Source organism: Labrenzia sp. THAF82 (genome assembly GCF_009363435.1).
Taxonomy (GTDB): Bacteria; Pseudomonadota; Alphaproteobacteria; order Rhizobiales; family Stappiaceae; genus Roseibium; species Roseibium porphyridii.
In genome coordinates, this window is sequence record NZ_CP045354.1 from 2,447,067 (window position 1) to 2,468,649 (window position 21,583).

The 21,583-nt window shown below is 55.1% G+C and carries 22 protein-coding genes; 12 read left to right on the top strand and 10 right to left on the bottom strand.

Going from position 1 to position 21,583, the window contains the following annotated elements:
- Positions 1–233: 233 nt before the first annotated feature.
- Positions 234–1,247, bottom strand: a complete 1,014-nt coding sequence (locus tag FIV00_RS11495) for a LacI family DNA-binding transcriptional regulator (RefSeq protein WP_152500877.1) — start codon at positions 1,245–1,247, stop codon at positions 234–236.
- 108 nt (positions 1,248–1,355) lie between these two features.
- Here FIV00_RS11495 and FIV00_RS11500 point away from each other — a divergent pair, with 108 nt between their 5' ends.
- The 5 genes from FIV00_RS11500 to FIV00_RS11520 all read left to right on the top strand — a co-directional run bounded on the left by FIV00_RS11500 (position 1,356) and on the right by FIV00_RS11520 (position 8,809).
- Positions 1,356–3,683, top strand: coding sequence for a DUF1989 domain-containing protein (locus tag FIV00_RS11500; RefSeq protein WP_152500878.1), 2,328 nt, complete (start codon positions 1,356–1,358; stop codon positions 3,681–3,683).
- A 33-nt stretch (positions 3,684–3,716) separates the two neighbouring features.
- A complete protein-coding gene (locus FIV00_RS11505; RefSeq protein ID WP_152500879.1) occupies positions 3,717–4,688 on the top strand; it encodes a glycine betaine ABC transporter substrate-binding protein in 972 nt (323 codons plus the stop codon).
- Between the two features lie 73 nt (positions 4,689–4,761).
- Entirely contained in the window at positions 4,762–5,811 is a 1,050-nt protein-coding gene (locus FIV00_RS11510) for a glycine betaine/L-proline ABC transporter ATP-binding protein (protein ID WP_152500880.1), read from the top strand.
- 10 nt (positions 5,812–5,821) lie between these two features.
- On the top strand, positions 5,822–7,342 hold the full coding sequence (locus FIV00_RS11515) for a proline/glycine betaine ABC transporter permease (protein ID WP_152500881.1): 1,521 nt from the start codon (positions 5,822–5,824) through the stop codon (positions 7,340–7,342).
- Between the two features lie 687 nt (positions 7,343–8,029).
- Positions 8,030–8,809, top strand: coding sequence for a hypothetical protein (locus tag FIV00_RS11520; RefSeq protein WP_209006890.1), 780 nt, complete (start codon positions 8,030–8,032; stop codon positions 8,807–8,809).
- A 353-nt stretch (positions 8,810–9,162) separates the two neighbouring features.
- Here the strand turns inward: FIV00_RS11520 and FIV00_RS11525 are convergent, their stop codons facing one another.
- The 8 genes from FIV00_RS11525 to FIV00_RS11560 form a co-directional block, all read right to left on the bottom strand.
- Complete coding sequence (locus FIV00_RS11525; protein WP_152500882.1) at positions 9,163–9,426, bottom strand: hypothetical protein; 264 nt, start codon at positions 9,424–9,426, stop codon at positions 9,163–9,165.
- On the bottom strand, positions 9,423–9,887 hold the full coding sequence (locus FIV00_RS11530; RefSeq protein WP_152500883.1) for a hypothetical protein: 465 nt from the start codon (positions 9,885–9,887) through the stop codon (positions 9,423–9,425). The genes FIV00_RS11525 and FIV00_RS11530 overlap by 4 nt, the downstream gene beginning before the upstream one ends.
- Before the next feature lie 206 nt (positions 9,888–10,093).
- Positions 10,094–10,669 (bottom strand): dihydrofolate reductase family protein, encoded by a 576-nt coding sequence (locus tag FIV00_RS11535; RefSeq protein WP_152500884.1) that lies wholly within the window; start codon positions 10,667–10,669, stop codon positions 10,094–10,096.
- A complete protein-coding gene (locus tag FIV00_RS11540) occupies positions 10,666–11,124 on the bottom strand; it encodes an SRPBCC domain-containing protein (RefSeq protein WP_152500885.1) in 459 nt (152 codons plus the stop codon). The genes FIV00_RS11535 and FIV00_RS11540 overlap by 4 nt, the downstream gene beginning before the upstream one ends.
- Positions 11,121–11,495 carry a helix-turn-helix transcriptional regulator gene (locus FIV00_RS11545; RefSeq protein WP_152500886.1) on the bottom strand — a complete coding sequence of 125 codons (375 nt, stop codon included), beginning with the start codon at positions 11,493–11,495 and terminating at the stop codon, positions 11,121–11,123. The genes FIV00_RS11540 and FIV00_RS11545 overlap by 4 nt, the downstream gene beginning before the upstream one ends.
- A gap of 181 nt (positions 11,496–11,676) precedes the next feature.
- Positions 11,677–12,735 (bottom strand): MBL fold metallo-hydrolase, encoded by a 1,059-nt coding sequence (locus FIV00_RS11550; RefSeq protein ID WP_152500887.1) that lies wholly within the window; start codon positions 12,733–12,735, stop codon positions 11,677–11,679.
- A gap of 122 nt (positions 12,736–12,857) precedes the next feature.
- Complete coding sequence (locus FIV00_RS11555) at positions 12,858–14,132, bottom strand: malonyl-CoA decarboxylase (RefSeq protein WP_152500888.1); 1,275 nt, start codon at positions 14,130–14,132, stop codon at positions 12,858–12,860.
- Positions 14,133–14,228: 96 nt separating this feature from the next.
- Positions 14,229–14,615: a YciI family protein gene (locus FIV00_RS11560; RefSeq protein ID WP_152500889.1), complete on the bottom strand. Its 387-nt coding sequence runs from the start codon at positions 14,613–14,615 to the stop codon at positions 14,229–14,231.
- Positions 14,616–14,716: 101 nt separating this feature from the next.
- Here FIV00_RS11560 and FIV00_RS11565 point away from each other — a divergent pair, with 101 nt between their 5' ends.
- From FIV00_RS11565 to FIV00_RS11595, 7 genes are read left to right on the top strand one after another with little or no spacing between them, the layout of a single operon-like run.
- Positions 14,717–15,601, top strand: a complete 885-nt coding sequence (locus FIV00_RS11565; protein WP_247649378.1) for a fumarylacetoacetate hydrolase family protein — start codon at positions 14,717–14,719, stop codon at positions 15,599–15,601.
- Entirely contained in the window at positions 15,598–16,278 is a 681-nt protein-coding gene (locus FIV00_RS11570; RefSeq protein WP_152500890.1) for a malonic semialdehyde reductase, read from the top strand. The genes FIV00_RS11565 and FIV00_RS11570 overlap by 4 nt, the downstream gene beginning before the upstream one ends.
- 10 nt (positions 16,279–16,288) lie before the next feature.
- Positions 16,289–16,744: an OsmC family protein gene (locus FIV00_RS11575; RefSeq protein ID WP_209006891.1), complete on the top strand. Its 456-nt coding sequence runs from the start codon at positions 16,289–16,291 to the stop codon at positions 16,742–16,744.
- 31 nt (positions 16,745–16,775) lie between these two features.
- The gene (locus FIV00_RS11580) at positions 16,776–17,861 is read left to right on the top strand and encodes a C4-dicarboxylate TRAP transporter substrate-binding protein (protein WP_152500892.1); all 1,086 of its coding nucleotides are present in this window, start codon (positions 16,776–16,778) and stop codon (positions 17,859–17,861) included.
- A 31-nt stretch (positions 17,862–17,892) separates the two neighbouring features.
- Entirely contained in the window at positions 17,893–18,453 is a 561-nt protein-coding gene (locus tag FIV00_RS11585) for a TRAP transporter small permease subunit (protein WP_152500893.1), read from the top strand.
- Positions 18,450–19,757 (top strand): TRAP transporter large permease, encoded by a 1,308-nt coding sequence (locus FIV00_RS11590; RefSeq protein ID WP_152500894.1) that lies wholly within the window; start codon positions 18,450–18,452, stop codon positions 19,755–19,757. Before FIV00_RS11585 ends, FIV00_RS11590 begins: the two co-directional genes overlap by 4 nt.
- A 10-nt stretch (positions 19,758–19,767) precedes the next feature.
- The gene (locus tag FIV00_RS11595) at positions 19,768–20,637 is read left to right on the top strand and encodes a dioxygenase (protein WP_152500895.1); all 870 of its coding nucleotides are present in this window, start codon (positions 19,768–19,770) and stop codon (positions 20,635–20,637) included.
- A 147-nt stretch (positions 20,638–20,784) separates the two neighbouring features.
- Here FIV00_RS11595 and FIV00_RS11600 read toward each other — a convergent pair whose 3' ends face one another.
- Positions 20,785–21,465 (bottom strand): GntR family transcriptional regulator, encoded by a 681-nt coding sequence (locus FIV00_RS11600; protein WP_152500896.1) that lies wholly within the window; start codon positions 21,463–21,465, stop codon positions 20,785–20,787.
- Positions 21,466–21,583 lie beyond the last annotated feature (118 nt).

Consider the following 21,583-nt stretch of genomic DNA (forward strand, 5'->3'; position numbering starts at 1 on the left):
TAACAACCGACTGGGCGCATTTCTGCGGTTTCAACGACATCGGACTTTCAACACGAAGACCTGCTTGTGAAATTTTCTCCAATAATTTCACGTGATGAGATGAAAAAATCAACCGATTTTTCATTTCGCATTTGATTGCTCTCAGCAATTTGATCTCGTTTGTGCCTGAAACGGTCGATTTTCTGACCATGGCACAGATGCAAACATGCGCATAGAACCACAATCCGCCATGGCTAGATTCCAGTTCTGGCGCGGGTGGATTCCCGGATCACCAGATCAGTCTCGAAAAGCCGTTCGGACGGCCTTTTTCCGTGTTCGATCCATTCTGAAATAGCAGTTGCGGTCGCATGGCCCATACGGACGACAGGAAGATGAACCGTCGTGAGGGCAGGGAACGTGTGCGCAGATCCGGGCAGATCGTCGATCCCGATGACCGAGATATCGTCCGGAACGGCAACTTCGTGACGCTTCAGTTCATACAGAACGCCGGTCGCAAGCACATCTGAGAGACACAGGATCGCCGTCGGCCCGTCGTCACGGGAAAGGATCTTGTTTGTCGCTGCGCAGCCATCCTCAATGGACAGGTCCGCCTCGAAGAAGCTCAGGCGCGCGGTGTCGTGTCCTTCAAGACCTTTGAGACGTGCAAGTGTGCGGTCGTTGCTGTTGAGAGAACCGTGAACGACCGCGATTGCCGAGTGGCCGAGCGACAGAAGATATTCAAGGGCGATCCGGCCGGCACCGGCATTGTCATAGCCAATTGTGGGAAGAAGGAAGTCCGGATCGAAATAGGATGTCGCCACAGCCGGCAACTGGCAGCGTTCGATAAGTTCAAACAGTTCGGGTTCATGCGTGATGCCCGAGACAATCAGTCCTTCCGCGCCGATGTCCACCAGCGTTTGAGCCTTTTGCGCCTCAACGGAGGCATCGCCGTTGGTCGTGGCGACAACAAGCGACAGACGATATTCGGATAGTTTCTGTTCCAGGGCCGCCAGATATCGCGCGAAGATCGCATGGTCCAGGGTCGGGACCAATGCGCCGACAACCCGAGAGCGGCCCGAGTTGATGGCGCGTGCAGCTGCACTCGGGACAAATCTGAGTTCGGCGATTGCTGCATTGACCACCGCCTTGGTGTTTTCAGCAACACTGTCCGGAGTATTCAGGACACGGGAAACAGTCGCGACAGAAACATTTGCCAGTTTGGCAACGTCCCTGAGATTGGCGCGTTTGCGGTATTTGGGATTGTCCATGCGCCTCCAAAACTGCCCGAATTGAAATTCTGCAACAAGAGAGACTTGACATATGTAACGGGTCTTAACAAGCTATGTAACTAGTTACATATGGCGGAAATGCTCAATATGCGCAGCCAGGCAGTACTTTACGCGTTCAACAACGTCGGTCATGAAACGCCGGGGAGAAAGTTTCCCGGCTTCAGGAAACCGACGCAGATCAGAACTTATGCGCTGTCTCCACGCGAGGCCGTGCATTTGAAGATGCTTCCCGGTGATCTCCTGTCCGTTGATGGTATTGCTGGTGTCGGTGAACTTCAGATTGTCGCCTTTTCAGACGGCGGCGGCGAGGCGCTTCCTGCACTTGGGCTCGCTGCTACCTCAGAGCTCGATACTCAAAGTTTTGACAGCGCTGAATTTTGCGGCTGGGTCGCATCAAAAGGGGGTGGAGAGCGACTTTCCTTTGGTGCCCATCTGCTAAAGGCATCTGTTGAGCCAATAGTCTTGAAAGCGGAAAAGACTGCAGACGTCTGGTTGGTGAGACCTGCAAACACAAATGACCTGATCAATGGCACGGCCGGTGGAGTCTTGTCTGTCAGCCACGCGCCTGCGGCTCCATCAGGGCGACCGTTGCCCCTTCCACTTGGCGACATGCGAGAGGAATTCACTGTTCAAAGGGGAACGGGTGTTGCCTATGAACTGCGAGAAGGCGAGATCGTTCAGATCATCGACATAGAAGGGCAGCAGTGCTCGGATTTTATGGCGTTCCGCTCCGATGGGCTTCAAAGCGGTCAGGAGTGGATGATCGACAGCACCGCGACACGCTCGATGGTGAGGCGCTCCTATCCTGAGCCGGGACTATTTGATAAATTCTACGATCGTGAAATGCGCCCCATGCTGAATGTGGTTCAGGACACGTGTGGGCGTCACGATACATTTGGTCTTGCCTGCACAGCGCGCGGCTACGAGGAGCGTGGCTTTCCAGGACACGTGAACTGCTCGGACAATATGTCAAATGCGCTTGCGCGGTATGGGGTTGGTCGCAGGTCAGCATGGCCAGCCATCAATTTCTTCTGGAACACCTGGGTCGACCCGCACCATCACACCATCCAGACGGAAGAGTCGCATTCGCGGCCTGGCGACTATGTCGCCATGAAGGCGATGGCCGACATGGTCTGCGTGTCTACTGCCTGTCCGGATGACATTGACCCTATCAACGGGTGGAACCCAACTGACATTCACGTGCGTATTTATCGGCCCGATCAACCGGTCCGTAGGGCTGTGGCCTATCGCGAAAAGGAAGATGCTCCGATGACAATCAGTCAGAACTCCGCGTTCCATGAGCGGTTGACGAGTCTGACGCAGCAATTTGCACCTGCAAGAAATCTCTGGGCTCCTGTCAGTTTTCCCTCCCATGGCACACTCGGCGAATACTGGGCCTGCCGGGAAGCGGTCACCGTTCAGGACATGAGCGGTTTGCGCAAGTACGACATCATCGGACCGGATGCTGCAAAGCTGATGCAGCTTGCCACCACGCGCAATGTTGAGAAACTCGCGGTTTGGCGGGCCTATTACACCTTGATGTGTGATGGCAGCGGAACCGTTATCGATGACGGAACACTGCTGCGTCTCGGCCCGGAACTGTTCCGCTGGTGCTGTGGATCGGAGGAAAGTGCCCGCACTCTTGAAGCGTTGGCGCGGGAGAGGGAACTGCATGTGCGCATTCAGGACAATCGCGACGCCTTGCCCAATCTTGCACTGCAAGGCCCAAAGTCACGCGATTTGTTGCAAAAGATCGTATTCACACAACCGCATGTGCCTTCGCTGGACCAAATGAAATGGTTCGGTCTCACCGTTGCCCGGTTGAACGACCGTGAAGGTGCGCCGTTCCTGCTGTCACGCACTGGATACACCGGCGAACTGGGTTACGAAATCTTCTGTGCCAAGTCCGATGCGATTGCAATCTGGGACGCGGTCATGGCTGCCGGTGAAGAGTTCGGCGTAACTCCGATGGGAACCGCAGCGCTCGAGATTATTCGGATCGAAGCCGGGCTTGCAGCCCGCAATGCCGAGTTTGCACCGGGTGTCGATGCCTATGAAGCCGGCTTGGGCTTTGCGGTGGACCTCAAGAAAGAAGACTTCTCCGGCAAAGACGCACTTGAAAGAAATGCCCGTGAACCACGCCGGGTGCTGAAGGGTCTCCTGATCGACAGCGACGACGTGCCGGCACACGGAGCTCCTGTTTATGCCGGCGAGCGGCAGGTCGGTGTTGTGACTTCAGCCACGCGATCACCCTCGCTGGAGCGAGCGATCGCGATGGCTCGGATTGCTGTTGAACACGCAGAAACCGGAACAAACCTTGAAATCGGGCAGCTTGACGGACGCATGAAACGTCTCGGCGCTGCGGTTTCCGACATCCCCTTCATAGACCCGCAACGAAAGCGGGCACGCGCCTGAGAGCGTACACAAAACCTACCAGAGGAACGAAAAATGAAATACGGAACGAAATCTTTATTAGCGGCCACACTGATCATGGGTCTCGGCACGTCCGGTGCCTTTTCACAAGACAAAGTCATGGTGGGTGAACCCAGCTGGCCTGGGGCCAAAATCATGGCCAACCTGATCGGCCAGGTCATCGAAAAACGGCTTGGTGGTGAGGTCGGTTATGCACCGGGCGCCAATGCGGTTATTTTTGCTGCGATGGATGGCGGTCGTGGTGATATCGACGTTCACCCCGACGTCTGGTTGCCGAACCAGTCTTCGTTTACAGACGAATATGTCGACCAGAAGGGCACAGTTGCTCTGTCTGCCGGCAGCTATTCCGGCAAAACCGGGTTCTGCACACCGACCTACATGGCGGAAGAGCACAACATCAAATCCGTGTTTGATCTTGCCACACCTGACGCACAGGGATTGTTTGACGGTGACGGCGACGGAACCGGCGAAATCTGGGTGGGTGCTTCCGGTTGGGCGTCGACCAACGTGCACAAGGTCAAGGTGCGGGACTATGGCATTGAGACATTCCTCGCGCCGACAACCGAAGACGAAACTGTCTTTTATGCTCGCCTGAAAGACGCCGTCGATCAGAAGAAAGGTGTCGTCTTCTATTGCTACAAACCACATTATGTGCACGCACTTTATGACGTCACCATGCTTGAAGAACCTGAGCATGATCCGGAGCAGTTCACGATCATTCAGCCCGACCAGGATGCCGACTGGTACAACAAGTCGAAGATCACGACCGGCGATCTCGTCAAGACCGTCAAGGTTGCCTATTCAAAGTCCCTCGAGGACAGAAACCCGGCGGCGGCACAGTTCCTTGCCAATATCAGCATGGATGCGGATCACCTGTCGCAACTGACCTATGAAGTCGTGGTCAAGGGTGGTGAGATCGATGATGTCGTTGCAGCCTGGATCGATGGGAATGGTGAAGTTGTCGATGGCTGGCTCGGCCTGAACTAACACTCTCCCAGGTCACGCCCCGGTGCCGCTTCGCGCCGGGGCTGCGCCTCCTTTTTGGAAAAAGGAGACAGGTGTGTCTGACGATATCGCAATCGATGCAAGGTCTGTGTGGAAAGTGTTTGGGGGTCGGGCAGAGGAAGCTCTGCGCGCCATTCATGCCGAGGGCCTTTCCAAAGCTGAAGTTCTTGAAAAGTATGACTGTGTGGTCGGTGTCGCTGATGCGACCTTCCAGATTAACCGGGGTGAACTCTTTTGTATCATGGGGTTGTCCGGATCCGGCAAGTCGACCTTGGTGCGCCACGTCAATCGTCTGCTGGAACCCACTGCCGGTCACATCCTGGTCAACGGCCAGGACGTTGTTGAGATGAACCCTGTTGAACTTCGCCGGTTGCGAAATCACAGGGTCGCCATGGTGTTTCAGAATTTCGGGCTGATGCCCCACCGAACCGTGCGTGACAATGTTGCCATGCCTCTGGAAATTCGTGGCACCGGCAAAGCGCGGCGCTGGGAAGAGGCTGACAGGGTTCTGGACCTGGTCGATTTGAGCGGCTGGGAGGACAAGTACGCGCATGAATTATCGGGTGGCATGCAGCAGCGTGTCGGGCTGGCACGTGCCATTGCCTCCGATCCTGACATTCTCTTGATGGATGAGCCCTTTTCAGCGCTTGATCCTCTCATTCGCAAGCAATTGCAGGATCAGTTCATGGAGCTGAGTGCGAAGCTGAACAAAACGACCATGTTCATCACCCACGACCTTGATGAGGCCATTCGCATTGGCAACAGGATTGCCATCATGAAGGACGGTCAGATTGTCCAGATAGGCACTCCGGAAGATATCATTCTCAATCCGGCTGACGACTACGTCGCTGACTTTGTTGCCGGCATCTCCAAACTCAACATGATTTTTGCCCACGCGGTCATGAAACCAGTCGCCGAGTTCGAGGCCCAAAACGGTCCGATACCGGAGGGTGCCGGTACGGCGCATCCGGACATGGACCTGAACGACCTGATTTCGATCTGCACCGAAGGAGCCGGAGTGGTCCGGGTCAAGGAAAACGGACAGGATCTTGGGGTCATCGACCAGACGGAGCTTCTGCGAGCAATCCAAAGCAGTCAGGCATGAGGGGCATATCATGAGCGTTGTCGATGAAAATGATATCAAGCCTGAAACCGCTGACAGGCTGAACACGTTGATTGCCACATTCGTTGGCACCGGGCAGGACTATTACCAGCGTACCTTTGCCGTAATGATGAAGGCGCCGGGTTATTGTTTCACCTTGAATTTTGCAGCCGGATTGCTGGGTCCTATCTGGTTCGGAGCTCGCGGCCTTTGGTCGTGGTTCCTGGGTTTTTTGGTTCTGGAGACCTTTGCATACATTCAAATCGGTCTCGGTCTGTTCGGGGATCTGGGTGGGTCGCTTAGAGAGCGGGCTGCACAGATTGCGCAGACGCTGGAGTTGCGGCAGCAGCAAATTGCGGCCGCTGAAAAGTCAGGGGCTTCTTCACTTGAGAGCCTCAAACGAGCCGCCAGTTCTCTGGAGACGGCTTTAGCGGACGCGCAGGCGGCAGCAGCTGCCGCCGACTCCAGCGGGTTGGTTTATCTTGCTTTCGGTCTCCTTGTACTGATCGGGATCAAGTTCCTGAGCGCGTCTCTGGCAAACTGGACGCTGGAAGAGCAATTCACGCGGTGGCGGTCGGATCAGAGCGTTGCGAGCGGCTGGTCTGCACAGAGGCTTGCGGTTGCCACTGGACTGACCATTGCCGTCGTCGTGTTGTCGGTGATCAGGTTTGCACAGCCGGACGCCATCGCAGCCCTTGCCACTTTCCCGACAGATCGCAATTGGCGATTGGGTGTTGGTGATGGTGTGCAGGCGGTGTTTGATTGGACCAAAACCGTTGGAAGGGGCTTTTTCGACAGTTTGACCTTTGGCATGCGCACGCTGCTCGACGGTATTGAGGTCGTTCTTGTCGGTACGCCTTGGCCGGTTGTTGCCTTGGTCATCATCATGCTGGCGTATCTGTCGGCGGGGCCACGGGTCGCAATCTTTACGGGTGCTGCCCTTGCCTATCTCGGGCTGCTCGATTTCTGGGAAAAGGCAATGACCACGATCGCGCTTCTCGGCGCGGCAGCCCTGATATCGATCAGTCTTGGCATTCCGCTCGGCATCTATTGTGCCCGCAGGCCCAGAGTTTTCGGTGTCATACGCCCGATCCTGGATTTCATGCAGTCCATGCCGTCCTTTGTATATCTGATCCCGGTCGTGGCCTTTATCGGCTCAGGCAAGCCGGCAGGTGTTGTTGCCACGATGATCTTCGGGAGCCCGCCTGTTATCCGGTTTACGGTTCTCGGGCTTCAGCAGGTGCCTGAAACAGTGCGTGAAGCTGCACTCGCTTTTGGTGCGACCCCGCGCTACCTGCTCTGGCGTGTTGACCTGCCGCTGGCGCGCAGAACGATCATGGCAGGTGTGAATCAGACAATCCTCCTCTCGCTTGCAATGGTCGTCGTGGCATCGCTGATCGGTGCCAAAGGCCTTGGCGAGGATGTCCTGGAAGCTCTGCAATATGCAGCCGCAGGGCAGGGTATCCTCGCCGGGCTTGCGATCCTGTTCTGCGCGCTCATCCTCGACCGTATCGTGGTTGGCGGGCGGCACTAGGCCAGCGCAGAAGCGCGAAAGGTCACCAACAAGATTTCAGCGAGCGGGCCATCTCGCTCGCTGAACTTTTTTGAGAAGCCGACTGCCCCCATTGATCGCTTGCTGGAAACTGTTTCCGGAAGTGTCTCTTTTCATGTCCGGGAAAGTGCCTCGGGCCGCCCTTAAAAAGAGCAAGCAGAGCAAAGAGAAAACCTGCAGCATTCCTACCGAGCGCTGCCACCCGACCATCTCCGCGTGAGTTAGCAATTTAGACACGGGAAACCAGGACAAAGCTGGACCCCGCGCTCATCCCCCAGAAAGACGTTCCAGCTCAGCTAAAAAGTGCGATGAAAGTCGTGATGGCATCGCCGATGATTTTTTCCACCAAGCCTGAGCCTGTGCACAGTGCCAATCGAACCGGGTACCTTGGTCCTGATCACGACGATCTGCGTGAGCGACTGCCTTTATTCATGCAAAGGTCTGTTAATGTTGATCATCGGTATTTACCACAAGGCTCATTGATACTGGTATTTCTGGCGCCCCTAGACGTATTTTGTTTATCGCATGAGGCGACGCAGATACCGTGGAAAACGATCCGCTGTCATTTGCTGCCATATTGCAGCTTTAGCGGTCATTCAAGTTGTGCGTCCGATGCAGCGGGGTTGTTCTCTCTTGGACAAGTTAGCGTAACAGTTACCTGGTGGGCACATGGTCAAGCTGAGATCCGAGGTCGATCCAATACGTTTGAAGCGCGCCTGGGGCGCGATCGACAGCGCGTTTGCAAGGCAAGGTCTTACGCTGCACCGAGGGCACGACTTCGATCAGATTGATAGGATGGCCGAACGCAGTGGACTAAAGATTCTCGAGGCACATTTTTCTCCGCGAACACAGACGTTCTCCAGTGGACGGGCGTTCTGGCTCGGGGTGACGGATGTGAAGGACAAACTGGTTGGCAGGGTGTGCGCACGCCTTGACCAGATCCGACCTCCACAAACGTTGGCGGACTATTGGCGCAAACACTTTTATCGCTGCTTTCCGGCAGAAACCGGCGGTCAGGTCGAATTGGCAGAAGAACAGCCACGCTTTGCTGAAAAGATCACCGGAGACACGGTTTATATGGGGGGCACTGAAGTGCGTCCCGAATGGCAGAATTCCCATCTCGGCGGCATGCTGAACCGCATCGCACAGATTGAAGCGCTCGACGAATGGGACGCGGATTTTTACTACGGCTGGATGGAAAAGCGCGTTTTCAAGGACGGTTTTCTAAGGTCGTGTGGCTTCACGCGCCTGCATGCAAATGCGGTGCGCTGGCAGGCTGGTGGACCCATCCCGATTGATAACGACCTATACCTGGCCGGAAACGAGCGTGATGATGTTCTGGATATGATAGACCAGATCCTGAGTGCTCCTCCAAAAGCCATAGAAGACAGAATATCCGCTCAAAACCTCCCGGCGTCTGAAACTTCAAAACCAGCCGCTCAAGAGTAAGGTCGGGTGTGCCTTCGCCCATCATGTCACCGGTGCGCTGAATGTCGTACCAGGGCTCTCCACGGATCGCCGCGTGATACCCTGGTGCCACTTTCCGGCGGTAATCCAGCGGCAAGGATGTTGGTTGGTCAGACGGCGGCAGGTAGTTCCGGAATGTCGAGTCTTTTCCGATGAGTGTAACTGGCGGCACGTCGTCGGGAACCAGGTCCGGACGGAACAGCATCAGCTTCTTGGAAAGGTGCGTGACCTGGCTGTCTTGCAGGTAGAAACCTTCGTTCTGACGCCAGAACTTGTAGAGAAACTGCGCTTCGTCACCGGCGGCGCCGCTTTCGACCCGGTCTAGTGATAGCTTCTTAACAAAGGAATTCATGTTCTCCGCCCTCGTTAAAAGGCAAGGTTGGCCGATAGCCGTTTTCGATCGCGTGTTCGAAGATTTCACGTTCCGCCAGTTCCGCCAGGTGCCGACGTTCACTGTCGCTCAGGTCTGTGACCTTGTCGTGATCGAATTCGTTCATGCAGTAAAAGTCCAGGATGTAAAGACAGTCATACTGGGCTGCGATGTGAAAGAGCTGCAGGAATGTCAATTGCTCCGCAGTGAAGTCTGCGTTGTTGTTCATGTAAGGTCCTTAATCTCCAGGGCCTCGGGTGTGCCCTGGACAGTCTTTAGAATGTGAAATGTCTGCTCCAGTCGCTCAAACGCATTTGCGCGCAAGGCTGCCGGCTTTCTGTTCTCCAGATCGCAGACACGGTCATATGCAAAATCAAATAGCTTCTTTGTATCTGTTGGGCGCGCAGGCCTGTCGGAATTGTCGTTCAACGGTATTGATGCGCTGTCAGCTGACCTGACAGTATTGGGAAGCGGAATACCAAGTCCCTGATGTAACAGAAGCAGCTCGACCGCCTGCAATCGCTGATGGCCGTTTTTCAGCTTCCACAGTTTCGAACTGCTTATCCCAAGTAGGGCATTGATTTCCTTATCGGAATGTTCGGCCAAAATATCCAGAAACCAGTCGTGGACCAGCTTTTCCAGGTTTTGGACTTCCTCGGATTCAAGGTCTGTCTCAACTTGAAGCGACACGTGCGAGTTCCTGCATCTAGAATCGATGTTTCGATTTTGGTCAAATTTTGTCCAAAATAGACACAAGTTTTCAGAAAAAGCAACGCAACGTTTCTGTGATCGTGACTTAGAGTTTGATCCGAAGCATCAAGGATTTTCGACCGGACACTCTTTTCAAGGCAAGGTTCGAGTTGAGACTTGCCAACTTTAAACGGCATTCTTGTTGTTCAACGGTCGTAAATACTCATGACAACGCCTGACTGGGTGGCTTCCAGTTTCTTGAGCACAAAACCGCTCAAAGAGCCCGTTTCCTGAAAGAGGCGTTTGCCGGATCCGGCAACGACCGGAAATGTCCAAAGCCGAAACTCGTCTATCAAGTTATGCATGGCCAACAACTGGATGAGTTGCCAGCTGCCGTGCACCTGGAGCAAAGGCCCGTTCGATGCCTTCAGGTCCGTAATTTCGGTCACGAGATCGCCGCTCAGCTTTTCGGAAGGCGACCAGGTCAACTCGTCCATCGTCCTTGTTGCGACAAATTTTCTTGCCCTATTCATTATGCGGGCAGGGCCGCTGTCCTCCGCTTCCGGCCAGTGACCGGCAAAAAGCTGGTAGGTCTTTCGCCCGAACAGCATGTCATAGGGTTCATTCATGGCTTCGCGTTGAACCTGCTCCATGACGTCTTGCCAGAAGGGCGCTGCCCAACCGCCGCCCTCGAAATCTCCAGATCGATCTTCGTCGGGTGAACTCGGTGACTGCATCACACCATCCATCGTTAAAAAAGTCAGAATCGCGAGTTTTCTCATGTCGCCTGTCCTTCGATTAAAGTGTCTGACAGGAGGTCCAATGTGCTTTCCCAGCCCTCCTGGTGCACCGTGCAGGCCATGTCGTTGGGAATGCCTTCATGCACAATTTTGACTTCAGTGGCCTCGCCGGATTGTTTGAAGTGAAATGTGACACGCATTGGTACTCCTGCGAGCGGGTCGGGAGCTTCCCAGATCCAGGTCATCTTGATTGTCCTGTCTCGCTCTATTTCTTCGAAAGTGCCGCTAACCACGGGTCTCCTTCCATCGGGCAAAAGCCAGGCAAGGCGGTATCTGCCACGAACGCGAAATTCGTAAGTCAATATTTCGACAGGTGTGTCCGCATTTGGTTTGAACCATCTGGCAAGTGCGGCAGGGTCAGTAAAGGCTGCGAAAATCCGGCTGCAAGGAGCCGCGATGGTACGGCTGACGATCAACGGAATCTGAGCTTCCGTCATTCTGTATCCTCGTCACTTCCGTCCGTTGCCCGAAGCTCTGGTTGCCCATCAGTGACGAAACTTTCCAGGTTCCGAAGAGCGCCTTCCCAGAAGGTGCGATGCCGTGCAATCCAGTCTTCCGCCTGTCTCATGCTGTCCGCAACGAGGTGAAAGTGATGGACACGCCCGTTTATCTCCCGGCGAACAAGGCCGGCGTTTTCAAGTACTTTCAAATGTTTGGAGATCGTGGGTTGCGCAGCATCGAATGGCGCACGCAGCTCTCCTGCGGACAAAGCCCCGCGGCTTGCGAGCATTGAAATCATCTCGCGGCGAGTTCCGTCCCCAAGAGCATGGAAGGCCCGGTCGAGACTGTTTTGATAATGTATAGCCATATGGCTATATTATGAACGCAGCCCAGAGTGTCAAGACCAGTCCGTCACCAGTGCAATCTTAAGGTCTAGCCAGAGCAGGCTGGTGTTTTCAATCAGACCGATGTGCTGCGTACATTCTGATCGGTCGAAACGGCTCGGGGCCTCGGAGTTTGTGCGTCCGAGGCCGTCTTGAGCCATTGAATCAGTTGGAAGATGTCAACATCACGGAGGCAAGGTCCTGACCAACGGTGGTTTCTCCTTCAAAACCACTCTTTGAAACCGCGTCGCGGTAGTCGTCTTCGCTCAGGGCGCCGTCGGGCAGTTTGTAAGGACCCTGACGTGGTGCCCCAACAGGCGGGATCAGATGGGTCAGCATCAGGTGTTTGGCACCGGCACGCTTGGCGAGATGGCCAAGATCGGTCGCGTTACTCTGTCGGAAAAATATCGGCGGCGGAAAGCCTGTGCCGCCGTCAGGCCCCATCACAGGGTGAATGGTTGAATGAACGACAATGTCTGCGCCAGCTGCAAGCTTTTCAACCTGATCGGATGTGGAGGTCTTGCGTGGGGGCTTGCGCATGTCATTTCCGGCATCGCCGCCTATGACCACGCTGCCTGCTGGTGTGTCGACGCGATAGGACGCGTGCCCGGCAATGTGGGTGGAGCGGATAGCGCTGACCGACACATCCCCTTTTGACCAGACTTTCTGCGCCTCGTCTTCCGGTTTGAAGTCCTTGACGACAATGAGCTCTGCCGGTCCGCCAGGCAATCGTTTCTTGTTTTCCGCCAGGCGCTGCGCGATCTCGCCGGACTGGATCAGGGAATCGCCAATGTGTTTGGCAAAACGTGCGCAGCTCAACGAAAAGCCGAGCGGTGATTTCGTCTCCTCGCTACAGACAAGGTCGACCTTCGGACCGCCGGAGTTGAAATGCCAACGCAGTTGCATCATGTCGGCGAGACCTTCGGTGTGGTCTGAGTGCAGGTGCGTTAGAAAAACCGCATCGAGCTGACCGACCGGAACGCCTGCCTGGCTAAGGCGCTGTGTGGTGCCACGCCCGGTGTCGAACTGCAATCGAATGTCATTGCATTTGGTTTCAACAGATCCGAATTGCACGAGCGTTCCCGCGCCTGCCTGCCCTTTGAATACGGGCGGTCCGCCTTGCGTGCCGGTGAGCGTTACTTTCAGGCAGCTCTGTGCCTGTGCGCCTGTGGCAACCAACAGGCACGCACCGAAGAAAACGGCACCAACCAGTTTCCGTGTCATGTCCACCTCCCATCGATTTAATATTTATAGAGTCGATAATATCGATTTTAAATTCAAATGCAAAATTACATCGATTGTATGAGGTTTTGTTGCAATGAAATGCTGGACTTAAAGGACTGCCATTATGCAGCTGGTACCTGGTCCTGATTGCTCAAGTCTTGCTTTCTTGCCGTGCCATCCAACGACCGAATGTCCGAACTCGCGGCGATTTCCTGCCGTGTCGCAAAGCCTTCGTGGTTTTGCGGAACTCTTGCAAGGTCATAGAGATAGTTGACCATCACACCGGCCGACTGTGCTGTGCCCTTTTCGGAAAGGTCTGCATCGGCATGGACTGCGTGAACAAGCGCGCCGTTGCCAAGGTGGAAGCGGGCGACCGGATCGAGCGGCAGCCCGTCCTTCCGTTTTGCCGACATGAGATAGTGGGCAGCGAGCAGTTTGAGCTGTTTAGCGTCTGCGCCCTCGAATGGGATTCCGTTGTCGGCCAGCCAGCGGGTGAGGCCGGGAATGGGTGACAGGGTCACGAATGTCTTCAAATCCGGAAGCTCGGCTGCGAGATCCGTGGCCACTTGTTTGATCAGTGAGTTGCCGAAAGAAATACCGGCGAGGCCTGCCTGGCAATTGGAAATGGAATAGAAGACAGCTGTCCTGGCTTTATCCGCCGTGATCGGTTCACGGCCCTCGGCCAGCAATTCCTGAACGGACCCTGGAATGTCGCTTGTCAGAGCCACTTCAACGAAGATCAGGGGTTCATCCGGCATCGAAGGATGGAAGAACGCGAAGCACCTTCGATCAACCGGTGCCAGTCGACGTCTCAAATCTTCCCAGCTGCCGATTTCATGCACCGCTTCATAGGCAATGATCTTTTCAAGAATATGCGCGGGGCTTTCCCAGCTGATGGGACGCAGAACCAAGAAACCCCGATTGAACCAGGAGAGGAAAAGGTGCCGAAAGTCCTGATCGAGTGCCTGCAGCTCATGATCCTGTCCACCAAGCCGCAACAGATCCGCCCGCATCTGAACCAGAACTTGTGTTGCCCCCGGTATCTGGTTCAAGCGACGGATCAATTCCTGGCGATCAGGTTCCACTGCCGCCATGAAGTCCCGATAGGTCTGTTTGCTCGGGCTGGCTTCATAGGCGTCCAGCGTTTGGCGCACCTGCTCCGGATCAATGTTCATGTCTCCGGCAAGATGATGAAAGAAGGCCAGTTTCCCTTCATCGGTCAGCTCCTGGTATCGCAGCAGGATTTGATCGGCAATAGTCAGTCCTGTGACATCGCCTGTTGCGCCAACAAGCGCTTTTATGAGGTCTTCAAGCGAACGGCCGTCGAACTGCGCGGCCGGTCCTCTGAAATACCGGCGCTCAAAGATTGTCGACAGCAAATCGCCAAGAATGGTCATGGGCGGCTCCGAGTGTCTAACAGCTGTGTCTCATAAGATAGGTGTACATGGGCAGCGCGGACACTCCCCCAAATAGGCAATGCCGACACCTGGAAGTCAGGAGAAGCTGACCTTCTTCCCGGACAATCCGACGGAAACCGTGAAACTGCCCTCATTGACCAACCATCGGCGAATGGCGAAGGTTCTGACGCCGCGCTTGTGCATCGGGTCGTTCTCGGCGAGAGCTCTGGCCTCTTCAAGCGAGGCGGCCCTGTAAATGATCATGCCTTCGCCATTCATATCTTCACCCGTGGCGTCGGACACCGGTCCGGCAAAAACCAGTTTCCCGTCCTGTTCCAGCTCGGCCTGATAGGCCAGGTGGTCCGGCAGTGTGCCCGGCAGGTCCGCATCCGGTCCGGCTGGTTTGGAATTCACAACAAAGAGTTCAAGCGCGAGTGCTCCGCGTTCCTTGGCAATACGTTTGTAGTCTGCCCATTTCGGCATGATTGATCTCCTTCTTTCCGGCAGTTTAAAAAAATCGATATTATTTGACAATCTATAAGATAGTCGTCAAAGTATCAAAAATTACAGAAACACCGAGGCGTATGATGCGGTTTATTGTAGGGACAGGTTTGTCGGGGCAGGGTGTCTTTCTCGTCGATGGGGAATGGGCCTGGAACCTGACGGCGATTGACGGACGGGTTGGCACGGATCTGAGGCCGCTGATCGAAGGATCGGTGGATCTGAACAGCCTTGCAGGACAAAAGAACAAGGTGGACGCGGAGCCGGTCACCTCTTTGACACCTGGACTTCCGGTCATCCGCCCCGGCAAAATCATCTGCCTCGGCCTCAACTATGTCGACCACATCAAGGAAGGTGGCTATGACGTTCCGGTCTACCCGGCGCTCTTCATGCGGTGCACCACATCCATGATCCCGGCAGGTGCGCCGATGGTCCGCCCGTCGTGCTCCGAACAACTTGACTATGAAGCGGAGCTGATGGTGATCATCGGCAAGGGCGGCAAGCACATCAGCGAAAAAGACGCGCTCGATCACGTCTTTGGTTACACCCTTTTCAATGACGGCTCGGTGCGTGAATACCAGCGCAAGACCCATCAATGGACACCGGGCAAGAATTTCGACGCAACAGGGCCGATCGGTCCAGTCATAGTAACGCCTGACGAGCTGCCGGAGGGCGCTAATGGGCTCAAGATCGAGTCTCGCGTCGGCACTGAAATACTGCAGAGCGCAACCACATCGGACATGCTTTGGAGCGTTGCCCGCACCATTGCGACTGTCTCAGAATTCTCAACACTGGAGCCTGGGGACCTCTTGGCCATGGGAACGCCTCCGGGTGTAGGACATGCCAAGAAGCCGCCGCGTTGGCTGCGCCCTGGTGAAACTGTTGAGGTCGAGATCGAAGGTATCGGCATTTGCGCAAACCCGATTGTCGCAGAAGAAGATCAGGTGACGACGGAGGCGGCTGAATGAACATGATCGCGTCCAAGGCACCTTCAGGCGAAGCGCTCGCAAAACTGAGGGCGGAAGCGCAAGCAACCATAAGGGACCTGCGCGACCGGATCGAGACGCTGGACAATGACAGCATCGATCTGATCCTGCGCTCGGCCCGCTCGCATTATGCCTGGCAGGACAAGCCTGTTCCGCCAGAGTTGCTGGAAATCATTTACGACATCACCGCTGCGGGGCCGACCAGCATGAACTCATGCCCGGCGCGCTTCTTTTTTGTCGAAACAGCCGAAGCCAAGCAGCGTCTGGCCAAGTCGTTGAAAGACAAGAATATCGACAAGATGATGTCGGCACCGGTTTCCGTGATCATTGCGCATGACGTCGAGTTCTGGAAAGAGCTGCCATACCTGTTTCCTCATGAAGACCGGCGCCCCCATTTCATGCACAAGCCCGAGCATTCCGAGGTGACCGCCTTTCGCAATGGAACCCTGCAGGGTGCCTATTTCATGATCGCGGCGCGTGCTGTTGGACTGGATGTTGGAGCCATGTCCGGGTTTTCCAATGCGATCGTCGATGAAGAGTTCTTCTCTGGTACATCCCTGAAATCCAACTTCCTTTGCAATCTCGGCTATGCCGACGAAACGGCTCTGTTTCAGAAATTGCCAAGGCTGCCGTTCGACACGGCTTGCAAGTTTCTGTGAGGTTCGGTCCGTGGCCTTGAAGGAAAAAACAGTCGTCAAACTCCGGGCAAAGGCAAATGGCCTGTCGCATTCGCGGACGGATATCGGAATTCGCGATGTCAGCTATTCGATTGACGAGCCTGTTGCACGGGGCGGGACCAATCTTGGACCGGCACCGACTGAGGCTGCTCTTGGGGCACTGGCCGGTTGCACCAATGTCATCGGACACAAATGCGCTGCGAAACTCGGTGTCGATATCGGTCATATGGAAATTGAAATCACCTGCGAATTCGACCGCAGGGGCGTCACGCTGGAGGAAGAGATTGACGTTCCCTTTGTTGCATTGCGTCAGGTTGTGAGCGCCGACGGAAGTCTTTCGGAAGACGATCTTCGGCGGGTCGGCGATGAAGTCGCAAAATACTGTCCCTTGTCCAAACTGTTCGAACAGTCAGGGACCAAACTTGAGACGATCTGGCAAAAAGCCTGACCGGTCTCGCTTTCTTTGGGAGGAGAATGTCATGATTGGAAAACTGACAAGACAGAGCGCATTGGCGCTGGCTTTCCTGAGTGCAACCGCAGTGCCGTCCTTTGCGACGGAAACGATCAAGGCTGTGGTCATTGACGGATATCCGGCACGAGCGCTCTGGGTGAAGGAGTTCACCAACTTCTTTATTCCGGAAGTCGACAAACGTCTTGCTGAGACTGGTAACTACAAGATGGATTGGCAGGAGAGCTATGGCGGATCCATCGTCAAGCCGAAAGGTGTTCTGGAAGGTGTGAAACTCGGACTGGGCGACATCGGCATCGTCACGACGATTTTCCATTCATCCAAGTTGCCAAGCCAGGCGCTTGCAGCCGTAACGCCGTTCATTGCTCCGGATTCCCGGGCGGTTGCCAAGGCGGTGGATGAGATCGCCAAAGAGTTCCCGACGATGCAGAAGGAGTTCGAGGCACAAAACCAGGTCTATCTGGCAACTGGCGTCGTGCTCGATACCTATCAGCTGTTCTCCAAGGACCCGGTCAACTCGCTGAAGGATGTTGAGGGCAGCAAGGTCGCCGGAGCCGGCATGAACCTGCGGTATCTTGAAGGCATCGAAGGTGCTGCAGGCGTGCGTGGCGGTCTGACCGACTTCTACAACATGCTGCAGACCGGCCTGGTCGACAATGCGATGCTTTGGCCGGAAGCTGCAAAGACATTCAAGATCGCGGAAGTCGCTCCCTACATGCTGAAGGCAGACCTTGGTGCGGTGAATTCCAAGACGATCACGGTCAACAAGGACTATTGGGACGGTCTTCCGGACGAAGTGAAAAATGTTCTGCAGGACGTGGCTGTTGAGTATCGCGACCACGTTGCCGGCATTGCCATGGACAGAGCCGATGCAAGTCGGTCAGCATTTGTCGAATCCGGTGGGACGGTCGTTGACTTAGACCCGGCTGAGCGGAAAAACTGGGCGGAAGCCATGCCGAACATTGCCGTGGAATGGGCCGCAGAGCTGGATTCCAAAGGTGAACCGGGCAGCGATATGCTGAAAGCTTATATGACGAAGCTGCAGGAAGCCGGGTACTCACCTGTCCGCGACTGGTCTGCAGAGCTTTCTCAGTAAAGCGCCAGCAGCGCACAAGTGGAGCGCCAGAATGTTGCGTCCAATTCTTTCTGGCGTTCGCGCCTTCTCCAGACTTGCCAACTGGGTGGCCATGGGTGCCAACGCAGTTGGTACCCTCATCGTGCTCGCCCTGATCATGGTGGTGAATTACGACGTCGTCGCGCGCGGTTTGTTCAACGCACCGTTTCGCGGCGCTGTCGAAGTCGTTCAGTTCTCCATGGTGCTGATTGTCTTCCTGCAACTGCCCGACGTGGTGAGAATGAACCGGCTCACCCGGTCGGACGGTTTTCTGACAATCCTTCAGGCGACCAAGCCGAAACTTGCTGAATCGATCCGGCGGATCATCAACTTCGCCTCGGCCGTGTTCATGACGCTGGTTGCCTATGCAATCTGGCCAGAGTTTCTGGAAATGTACGAGACACAGGACTATTTCGGCGTCCCGGGCATTTTCACGGCTCCCTGGTGGCCGCTGAAACTTGCCATATTCCTGAGCGCAGCCCTGTGCTTGATCTTGTTTGCTCTCAAAGCCCTGACCGGTGAGAGGTCCACCGACCCTGTCCGTTACACCAAACAGCCAGAGGATAACGCGTGAGCCCTTTCGAAATCGGCATTCTGTCCGTCATCGCGATTGTCGTACTGGTCTATCTCGGTGTTTACATTCCAATCGCGCTTGGGCTGGTGTCCTTTGTCTCGATCGTGTTGATGCGGGACAATTTCGATCTGGCCGTCAATCTTCTCAAGATCGCGATTGGCGACAGTGTGATGGAATACACTTTCGCCACGGTTCCCCTGTTTACCTTCATGGGCCTGATTGTCTCAAAGGCAGGGCTGGGAGCCGACATTTATGCGGTGATGAATTCAGGTTTCAAGAAGGTCAAAGGTGGCATCGGCATGGCAACAGTCGGCGCCAATGCTGTCTTCGCTGCCGTGACCGGATCTTCGATTGCCTCAGCATCGGTGTTTTCAAAGGTCTCCGTCCCGCAAATGCTGGCCTTTGACTATAACCCGCGATTTGCCGTCGGCGTTGTCGCCGGGTCTTCGGTCCTTGGCATGATCATTCCACCTTCGGCCATGCTGATCATCTATTCCTTTGTTGCCGAGCAAAGTGTTGGCGACATGTTTCTGGCCGGTGTGGTGCCAGGCCTTCTGCTGGCAGCAGCCTATGTGATTGCCATCTTTCTGATGGGCCGATTTGCACCCAGCTATGTGGGTGGGCGACCTGCGGAGGAAACTGAATGGATGTCTCCGTGGGAAATTGCCGAAAAGACCCTGCCGACGCTGTTCCTGATTTCCGTGGTCCTGGGTGGTATTTACACGGGATGGTTCACCCCTGTTGAAGCCGGGGCCGCCGGTGCGCTTCTGGGTCTGGTTATTGCAGCCTTCCGGCGCCGTCTCTCGCTGCATTCTCTTTGGAGCACGCTTCTCGAAACGGGGCACATCACGGCATCCATCCTGTTTTTGATTACCGCTGCATCGATCTACAGCCGCATGCTGGGTCTTGCCGGTCTGCCGAATGAGCTTGGCGACCTTCTGACTGAAACCCAGATGAGCTTCTTCTGGGTGATGGTCATCTACGTGTTGTTGATGATCTTCCTCGGCACTCTGTTGGACACGGCCTCCATCATCCTGATTGTCGTGCCGCTGTTTTTGCCTCTCGTCGAGCCTATGGGACTGTCCCTGATCTGGTTCGGCATCGTCACGGTCGTCGGTGCCGAGATCGGTCTGCTGACACCACCTCTCGGCATATCCTGCTTTGTTATCAAGGCAACGCTCAACGATCCGCGGATTTCACTCAAGGATGTCTTTATCGGCGCGTTTCCCTTTGCGGTGGTGATGCTGATCGTCCTCATTATTCTGATCCGCTGGCCTTCTCTGAGCCTGGCCATACTGAACTAGGAACTCTGTCATGCGTCACGTGACCAAGGACAACATTACCGACGTCTTCATGAGCTATTTCGGGCCTGAAACGGACCCGAGATTGAAGGAGATTCTGAAGAGCCTCGTCACACACCTGCATGCCTTTGCAAAAGAGACCAACCTGACCCATGAAGAATGGCAGAAGGGGATCGAGTTTCTGGAATGGGCAGGCGACATCTCTGACAAGGAGCGCCATGAATTCGTGCTCCTTTCAGATGTGCTCGGACTATCGTCTCTGGTCGACATGCTTCATTCCAATCCGCACGGCACATCTTCAAGTGTGCTCGGGCCGTTCCACATCACCGGTTCGCCGCCTCTGGCAATTGGAGGGGACCTAAGACAGGATTTCAACGAGCAGGTTCTTCTTGCCAAGGGAACCATTCGGGATGACAAAGGCCAACCAATCGAAGGTGCTGAACTCGACATCTGGCAAACAGCGCCAAACGGGCTTTACTCCAGCCAGGACCCGGATCAGGACACCTATTCCTTTCATGGCATTCAAACGACCGGCAAGGACGGGCGATACGCTTTTACCACCGTCAAACCCGTAAGCTATACGGTGCCAAGTGACGGACCGGTGGGCGACATATTAACGGCAAGCGGGCGCCACCCGTGGAGGCCCTCACATCTCCATTATATCGTCAAAGCGCCTGGTTTCCGGCCACTCGTTACGGAGATTTTCCCCGATGACGATCCTTACCTGGATCAGGACACGGTTTTTGGCGTGCGTGCGGATCTTGTCATGACTTATGTCGAAGAGGCTGCCGGAACCTTTCCAACCGAAGGGTTTGAACTATCCGGAAAAGTAGACGGACCATATCTTGTGGCGGATTTTGATCTGGTGCTGGTTCGCGAATAGGACCGTCAAAAGACAGAGACAGGCTCACACAAAACCCTGAGTGAGCTGCAGGGCGCATTGATACTTTCTTTCAGAAGTGGGATCTTTCGCGTTGAACCTTCGCAGCAGCAGCGCCAGGAAACAACAGCAAATCATTGCGTGTTTCGCCTATTCGGCAGCTTCGAGCGTGAAGTGTCTTTCCAGGAAAGCGCCGGTCCGCTTGTAGTGATCCAGAAGCAGGGCACAGGCATGGTCCGCATCGCGATCGACCGCAGCGTTCATGATGTCTTGATGCTCCTTGCCGATATCCCGCTTGGAATAATTCAGCGCTTTACCGGCGAGATACCGGTAGCGGATGTTGAGATCGTAAAGCTGGTTGCAGAACTTGAGCAGTACCGGCGAGTTGCAGGCGCTGATGAGGTTCATGTGAAAGGCCTTGTGCAGCTCTTCAAACCGTTCCACGTTGCCGCGTGGTTCACGCATCATCCGGTGATGGCTGATCACGAGCCGATCTTCCCAAGCCTGATCTGCGACAGCCAGGCTTTCCCGCAGAGCCATCTCCTCAAGCTGGCAGCGCAATTTCAGGATTTCGCTGAAGTTGTGCGGGCTGATTTCTGCTGTGCGGAAACCGCGTTGATCGAGGCGTTCCACCAAAAGATCGGAGACCAGCAAGGTCAGTGCTTCGCGAATTGGCGATCCGCCCATGTCGAGGATCTTGCGCAGATTCTCGATTTTCAACTTCTGACCAGGGGGCAGTTCACCTACCAGGATCATACGCCTGATGGACAAATAAGCGCGTTGCGTTGCTGAAGGCTCTTGTGCCGGATCGATGTGTGTTTGAATGTTCATACCTGATAATATCGATATTATGGCTGTTATACCACTTTTAACTAGAAGTATTCCAGGTAAGGTCAAGCAAATTTGATAGGGATATCGCCAATCTGGGCTGCCGAATGCCGATTTTCAG